The following is a 7475-nucleotide window of genomic DNA, read 5'->3' as shown; positions in this document are numbered from 1 at the left end:
CCACCCGAACGACGGAACGGCCGTCGACCGCTGCCCGCGGTCGGCGGCCGTTCCGTTCTGCCTGCCAGCGGGCAGGAACCAGTCGGGCCAAAGCCGCAAATAGGCTGCCTTCCAAGATCCTGTCAAATTCTGTCGCCCGAAAGTCTCGTCTTTTCAGCAAGGGATCGATACCTTGCTGGGGCAAGTTCGCTTGGCTACAGTGACCCCACTCACACCTGGCCCCGGCGCAGCTACCCGGGGTCAGGTCGCTTGGCAGATGCAGATCAGTGCCGGCGCATCGGCGCGGTGACGACCACCGGGCATCAGCGCAGGTCATGGAGACACCGTTCCCGAAGGGATGGACAGATGTCCGTACCGCAGTACCGGAAGACTGCGGCGTTGGCGCTCGTGGCCGGCCTGGGGCTCAGCCTTGCGGCCTGTTCGACGAAGAGCGACGACGCGACAGGCAGCGCAGGCGGCAAGGTCACGGTCACCGTCGACTGCCAGCCGGTCGGCTCCCAGAAAGAGCTGTTGAAGAACTGGAACGACGACGTCGCCGAATTCCAGCGGCAGAACCCCGACATCGTCATCAAGAGCGTGAGCGTCGGCGAGCAGTGCAACAACCCGCCGGACTTCACCGCCCGCCTGGCCGGTGGCACCGTGACCGACCTGTTCTACGGGTACATGACCGATCTCCAGCAGGTGCTGGACTCCGGCCAGGCGATGGACATCAGCGAGTACGCCGACAAGGACACGGTCCCCACCTGGGACAGCGTCGACCCGGCGCTCAAGGAGGCCTTCAGCCACGACGGGAAGCTCTACGCCGTCCCGGCGAAGAACTACTCGATGGGCCTGGTCTACAACAAGGTGCTGTTCCAGCAGGCGGGGCTCGACGTCAACAACCCGCCCAAGACGTGGCCCGAGGTCCGGGCGGCCGCCAAGAAGATCTCCGCGCTCGGCAACGGGATCGCCGGCTACTCGGAGTACAGCGCCGGCAACACCGGCGGCTGGCACTTCACCTCCCTGCTCTACTCGCAGGGCGGCCAGATGCTGACCGAGGACGGCAAGAAGGCCGACTTCAACAACGCCATGGGCAAGCAGGTCCTGCAGAACCTCAAGGACATGCGGTACGGCGACAACAGCATGGGCAGCCGCCAGCTGCTCCAGTGGGGCGACCTGCTGACCAACGCCGCCGCCGGCAAGGTGGGCATGTTCATCGGCGCGCCGGACTCCACCCAGGCGATCGTCAGCCAGTTCCAGGGCAAGTTCCAGGACTGGGCGATGGCCCCGCTGCCCGGCCAGGACGGCGCGGCGAAGGGCACGCTCGGCGGTGGCGAGGGCTACTTCTTCAAGAAGGGCCTCTCCCCGGAGCAGGTCGAGGCCGGTCTGAAGTGGATCGCCTACCAGAAGCTGACGCCGGGCAAGGGCCAGTTCGACTACGTCCGGGCCAAGCCGCAGAACTACCCGGTCGGCCTGCCCCAGCCGCTGCTCTTCGCCAACGGCAGTGACGCGCAGAAGCAGGAGCTCGAACTGCGCAAGGCGAACGCGAACGTCGACACCGCCAACTTCGCGCTCTTCGAGGCCGCCCCGGTGCAGATCAAGGGTGAACCGCGCAACGCGCAGGCGATCTACGCGGTGCTCGACGCGGCGATGTCCGGGGTGCTGACCAACCCGAACGCGAACATCGACGCGCTGCTCAAGACGGCCGAGGACAAGGTCAACCAGCTCCTCGCCGCGGCGAGCTGACCCGACGGTGGGGGCCGGTGCGCCGGCCCCCACCCCGTCCGCACCGCCCGTCCGGTCACCGACTCACCAGGAGTTGCCTTGGCGATCCTCTCCGCCCCGGGGGCCACCAGAGACACGGGTCGTCCCGCGTCGCCGTCCCCGGTCGGGCCGCAGCGTACGAGCCTCGGCCGCAAGGTGCGGGACAACCTCACCGGCCACGCGTTCCTGATCGGTGCGGTGCTCTGCTTCGCGGTCTTCTCCTGGTACCCGATGATCCGCGGCATCGTGATGAGCTTCCAGCGCACCCGGCGCGGCGAGACCACCTGGGTGGGCTGGGACAACTACGCCCGCATCCTCGACGACCCGAGCTTCTGGACCGCCTGGAAGAACACCTTCTACTTCACGGTCCTCGCGCTCGTCCTCGGCTACGTGGTGCCGTTCTTCGTGGCGATCCTGCTCAACGAGTTCCGCCACGCCAAGGGGTACCTGCGGATCCTGGTCTACCTGCCGGTCATGCTGCCGCCGGCCTCGGCGCTCTTCCTGTTCAAGTTCTACGCGTACGACCCCAGCGACGCGGGACTCCTCAACGCGATCCTCAAGGCGCTGCACCTGCCGACGTCGCAGTGGATGCAGTCCCCCGAGATGACGATGCCCGCGATGGTGCTGGCGTCGACCTGGATGAACATGGGCAGCGCGGTGCTGATCTACCTGGCGGCGTTGCAGAACATCCCCGGCGAACTCTACGAGGCGGCCGAGCTGGACGGGGCCGGGATCTGGCGGCGGATCCTGCACGTGACCGTCCCGCAGACCCGGCTGATCCTCGCGCTCCTGGCGATGCTCCAGATCGTCGCCACCATGCAGCTCTTCATCGAGCCGCTGATCCTCGCCAACGGCGCGGGCGCGGAGGACTCGGCGACCTCGGTCGCGTACCTCATCTACCAGCACGGCTTCTTCCAGAACGATCTCAACGGCGCCGCCGCGCTCGGCGTGATCATGCTCGTGGTGCTGGCCGGCTTCTCCGCCGTCTACGTGCGGCTGACTGCGAAACAGGACTAGGACGGACGCGGAATGGCACAGGACTCCGGGACCCGGACACTCGTCTCCCCCGCCCAGCTCAGGCGGGGACGCGGCAGGGTGATCTACTGGTCGCTGCTCGCCGTCGTCGTGACGGGCTTCACGCTCGTCTTCCTCGGGCCCCTCTACTGGATGGTCACCGGCGCGCTCAAGTCCGGCCAGGAGATCGCGCAGACCCCGCCGTCGCTGTTCCCGCAGGATCCCCAGTGGCAGAACTACGTCGACGCGTGGCACAACCTGGATCTCGCCAAGCTGCTGTTCAACACGTTCTACTACGCGACCGGCGCGGTGCTGTTCCAACTCGTCCTCGACACCGCCGCGGCGTACTCCCTGTCGAAGCTCCGGCCGATCTTCGGCAACGTGATCCTCGGCCTGATGCTGGCGACGCTGATGATCCCCGCGATGGTCCTCATCGTCCCGCAGTACGTGACCGTGATCGACCTGCCGATCCTGCACGTCAACCTGCTCGACTCGCCGTTCGCGATCTGGCTGCCCCTGGTCGCGAACGCGTTCAACATCTTCCTCCTGAAACGGTTCTTCGACTCGATCCCGGAGGAGCTGATGGCGGCGGCCCTCATGGACGGGGCGACCCCGCTGCGCACGCTCTGGTCGATCGTCCTGCCGATGTCCCGCCCCATCCTCGGCGTCGTCTCGATCTTCGCCGTGACCGCGGTCTGGAAGGACTTCCTCTGGCCGAAGCTGGTCATGCCGTCACCCGAGACCCGGACGGTCAGCGTCGGCATCTACGCCTTCTCGGGCGGTACGCCCATGAACGTGGTGGTCGCCGCCTCGGTCATCGCCGCGATCCCGACCGTCATCGTCTTCCTGATCTTCCAGCGCAACATCATGTCCGGCCTGACCACCGGGAGCCTCAAGGGATAGGGCCGGCGCACCGACGCATCACCACCACCGAAGCCCCGTCGGCGACCAACGACCGTTCGCCCGACACACATTCAGGTCCGGCGACAACGCCGACGTGCCGACGCAGAAAGCAGGTGTCCGTGTCCACAGCAGACAACAGTCCGTGGTGGCGTGGAGCGGTGATCTACCAGGTGTACCCACGTAGCTTCGCCGACGGTGACGGCGACGGCATAGGCGACATCGCCGGCATCCGGTCCCGGCTGGATCACCTGGCCGCGCTCGGCATCGACGCGATCTGGTTCAGTCCCTGGTACCCCTCCCCGATGGCCGACGCCGGCTACGACGTATCCGACTACCGCGACATCGACCCGGTCTTCGGCACCCTGGCCGAGGCCGAGGCGCTGATCGCGGAGGCCCACGCGCTCGGCATGAGGACCATCGTCGACGTGGTGCCGAACCACTGCTCCGACGCGCACCCCTGGTTCCAGGCGGCCCTCGCCGGTGGGCCGGACGCGCCCGAGCGGGAGCTGTTCTGGTTCCGGCCCGGCCGGGGCCCGAACGGCGACCAACGGCCCACCGACTGGGTCGGCGAGTTCGGCGGCGAGACGTGGACCCGGACCACCAACCCGGACGGCACCCCCGGCGACTGGTACCTGCACCTGTTCACCGCCGAGCAGCCGGACTTCAACTGGGACCACCCCAGGGTGCGGGCGGAGTTCGAGGACATCCTGCGGTTCTGGTTCGACCGGGGGGTGGACGGCATCCGGATCGACTCGGCCGGGCTGCTGGTCAAGGACGGGACGCTGCCCGAGACCCTGCCGGACCGGCCACACCCGTTCCGCGACCTGGACGGCGTGCACGAGATCTACCGCGCCTGGCGGCGGGTCGCCGACGAGTACCCGGGCGACCGGGCGCTGATCGGTGAGGTGTGGATGCCGGACCGGCAGCGGTTCGCCAACTACCTGCGCCCGGACGAGTTGCACGCCGCGTTCAACTTCGACTTCCTGGGCTGCGCCTGGGACGCCACGGCGTTGCGCGACAGCATCGACGGCACGCTGAGCGCGCACGCGCCGGTCGGCGCGCCCGCCACCTGGGTGCTCTCCAACCACGACGTCACCCGGCACGTCACCCGCTACGGGCGGGAGGACACCACGTTCAGCTTCGCCGCGAAGCGCGAGGGCATCCCCACCGACCTGGAGCTGGGCACCCGCCGGGCCCGGGCCGCCGTGCTGCTGTCGCTGTCGTTGCCCGGCGCCGCCTACGTCTACCAGGGCGAGGAGCTGGGCCTCTGGGAGGTCGAGGACATCCCGTTCGCGCTGCGCCAGGATCCGATGTGGGAACGCTCCGGCCGGATCGACCCCGGCCGGGACGGCTGCCGGGTGCCGCTGCCCTGGGCCGGCGACGAGCCGCCGTTCGGGTTCAGTCCGGACGGCGCCACCGCCCCCTGGCTGCCCCAGCCGGCCGGGTGGAAGGACCAGACGGTCCGGGCGCAGACCGGCGACGCGTCCTCGATGCTCGAGCTGTACCGGGCGGCGATCCGGATCCGGCGGGCCGAGCCGGCGCTCGGCGACGGGACGATGAGCTGGCTGCCCGCCCCGGACGACGTGCTCGCCTACCACCGTCGGCCCGGCTTCACCTGCCTGGTCAACCTCTCGGACGTCGCGGTGCCGCTGCCGCCCCACACCGGGCGGCTGCTCGCCAGCGGGCCGCTCGACGACGACCTGCTTCCGCCGGACACCGCCGTCTGGCTGCGCACCGCCGAAGAAGACCCGGCCGGACCCGAAACGGTCTGACCACCCGCGCGGTGCCGGCGGCCCGTCCCGGCCGTCGGCACCGCGGCACCCGCACCCGCACCCGGGAAGGAGGTACGCAGCTCCAGCGCCACGTTGTACCGCACGGGGGGACCACCGACGACAGGGAGAAGTTCGCCGATGCCCGACCACACCACCGCCACCCCGCACGCGCCCCCCGGAACCAGGACCCGGGCGGGTATCGCCGCCCTCGCCGGCCTCGCCCTCACCGCGACCTCGCTCACCGTCATCGCGTTGACCAGCACCGCCACCCCCGCCCAGGCGGCGGGGCTCTCGCCGTTCGACATCCCGGGGCGGGGCGCCACCGTCCCGTTCGTCGAGCAGGAGGCGGAGGAGGTCGCGCACACCGGCACGAGGATCGGCCCGGACCGCCGCTACGGCACGCTGCCGTCCGAGGCGTCCGGCCGGGAGGCGGTCACCCTCGACGCCGTCGGCGAGTACGTCGAGTTCACCCTCACCGCGCCCGCCAACGCGGTGACCTTCCGCTACAGCCTGCCGGACAACGCCGCCGGCACCGGCCGGGACGCCAGCATCGACCTGCGGGCCAACGGCACCCTGGTCAAGGCGGTGCCGGTGACCTCGCGGTACGGCTGGTACTACGGCGGTTACCCGTTCAACAACAACCCGGGCGACACCAACCCGCACCACTTCTACGACGAGGCCCGGGCCATGTTCGGGACCACGTACCCGGCCGGCAGCAAGATCCGCCTCCAGGTCTCCTCGACCGCCCAGTCGCCGACCTTCACCATCGACCTGGCCGACTTCGAGCTGGTGGGCGCCCCGATCGCGAAGCCGTCCGGCGCGCTCGACGTGGTCACCGACTTCGGCGCCGACCCGACCGGGGCGACCGACTCCACCGCGAAGTTCCAGGCGGCGGTGGACGCCGGCAAGGCCCAGGGCCGGGTCGTCTGGATCCCGACCGGCACGTTCACCCTCTGGGACCACGTCGTCGTGGACGGGGTGACGCTGCGCGGGGCGGGACCGTGGTACTCGGTGCTCGGCGGGCGGCACCCGACCGACCGCAAGCGGGCCGCCGGCATCTACGGCAAGTACGTCCCCGGCGGCGGCTACAGCGGTGAGATCCGGCCGCACGAGGCCGGCGGACCCAGCCGCAACGTCACGCTGCGCGACTTCGCCATCATCGGCGACATTCGGGAGCGGATCGACGACGACCAGGTCAACGCCATCGGCGGGGCGATGTCGAACTCGGTGGTCGACAACGTCTGGATGCAGCACACCAAGGTCGGGGCCTGGATGGACGGCCCGATGGACAACTTCACCATCCGCAACAGCCGGATCCTCGACCAGACCGCCGACGGGGTGAACTTCCACTGGGGCGTCACCAACTCCACGGTGACCAACACGTTCGTACGCAACACGGGTGACGACGCCCTCGCCATGTGGGCGCAGAGCGTGCCGAACGTGAACAACTCCTTCACCCGCAACACGATCGGCGTGACGATCCTCGCCAACCACCTGGTGACCTACGGCGGTCGGGACATCAAGATCACCGACAACGTCACCGCCGACTCGGTCACCAACGGTGGCGGCATCCACGTCGCCAACCGCTACCCGGGCGTGACCGGCCCGACCGCCGTCTCCGGGACGATCACCGTCGCCCGGAACACGCTGATCCGCAACGGCAACTCGGACTACAACTGGCGCTTCGGCGTCGGCGCCATCTGGTTCTCCGCGCTCAACGAGCCCATCCAGGGCGCGGCGGTCAACGTCACCGACACCGACATCCTGGACAGCTCGTACGCGGCGCTGCACTGGATCGAGGGGCAGTCCAGCGGGATCAGCTTCAACAACGTACGGATCGACGGCGCGGGCACGTACGCCCTCCAGGTGCAGGCGCCCAGCCAGGTGTCCTTCACGAACGTGCGGGCCACCGGGATCGCCCAGTCCAACCCGATGCACAACTGCGTCGGCAGCGGCTTCCAGATCACCCAGGGCGCCGGCAACTCCGGTTGGTACACGTCGACGCCGTACTGCGGGCCGTGGCCCGAGCCGCAGTGGGGCGGC

Annotated in this window: 5 protein-coding genes; all 5 read left to right on the top strand. The window is 69.3% G+C overall.

Translation table 11 applies throughout. The features are described from left to right. Nucleotides 1–345: 345 nt before the first annotated feature. Nucleotides 346–1725 carry an ABC transporter substrate-binding protein gene (locus F6X68_RS28270; protein WP_151457111.1) on the top strand — a complete coding sequence of 460 codons (1380 nt, stop codon included), beginning with the start codon at nucleotides 346–348 and terminating at the stop codon, nucleotides 1723–1725. A gap of 78 nt (nucleotides 1726–1803) precedes the next feature. Further along, nucleotides 1804–2760, top strand: coding sequence for a carbohydrate ABC transporter permease (locus F6X68_RS28265; protein ID WP_151457110.1), 957 nt, complete (start codon nucleotides 1804–1806; stop codon nucleotides 2758–2760). A 12-nt stretch (nucleotides 2761–2772) separates the two neighbouring features. Beyond that, nucleotides 2773–3660, top strand: a complete 888-nt coding sequence (locus F6X68_RS28260) for a carbohydrate ABC transporter permease (RefSeq protein WP_151457109.1) — start codon at nucleotides 2773–2775, stop codon at nucleotides 3658–3660. A 119-nt stretch (nucleotides 3661–3779) separates the two neighbouring features. Beyond that, the gene (locus F6X68_RS28255; protein ID WP_151457108.1) at nucleotides 3780–5432 is read left to right on the top strand and encodes an alpha-amylase family glycosyl hydrolase; all 1653 of its coding nucleotides are present in this window, start codon (nucleotides 3780–3782) and stop codon (nucleotides 5430–5432) included. Nucleotides 5433–5570: 138 nt separating this feature from the next. After that, nucleotides 5571–7475: glycosyl hydrolase family 28-related protein (locus F6X68_RS28250; RefSeq protein ID WP_151457107.1), on the top strand; the 1905-nt coding region annotated here is incomplete at its 3' end.

Origin of the sequence: Micromonospora sp. AMSO12t (assembly GCF_008806585.1) — a bacterium.
GTDB classification, from domain to species: Bacteria; Actinomycetota; Actinomycetes; order Mycobacteriales; family Micromonosporaceae; genus Micromonospora; species Micromonospora reichwaldensis.
Note: the sequence above shows the minus strand (reverse complement) of the source record. Positions and strands in the feature narration are given on the sequence as shown.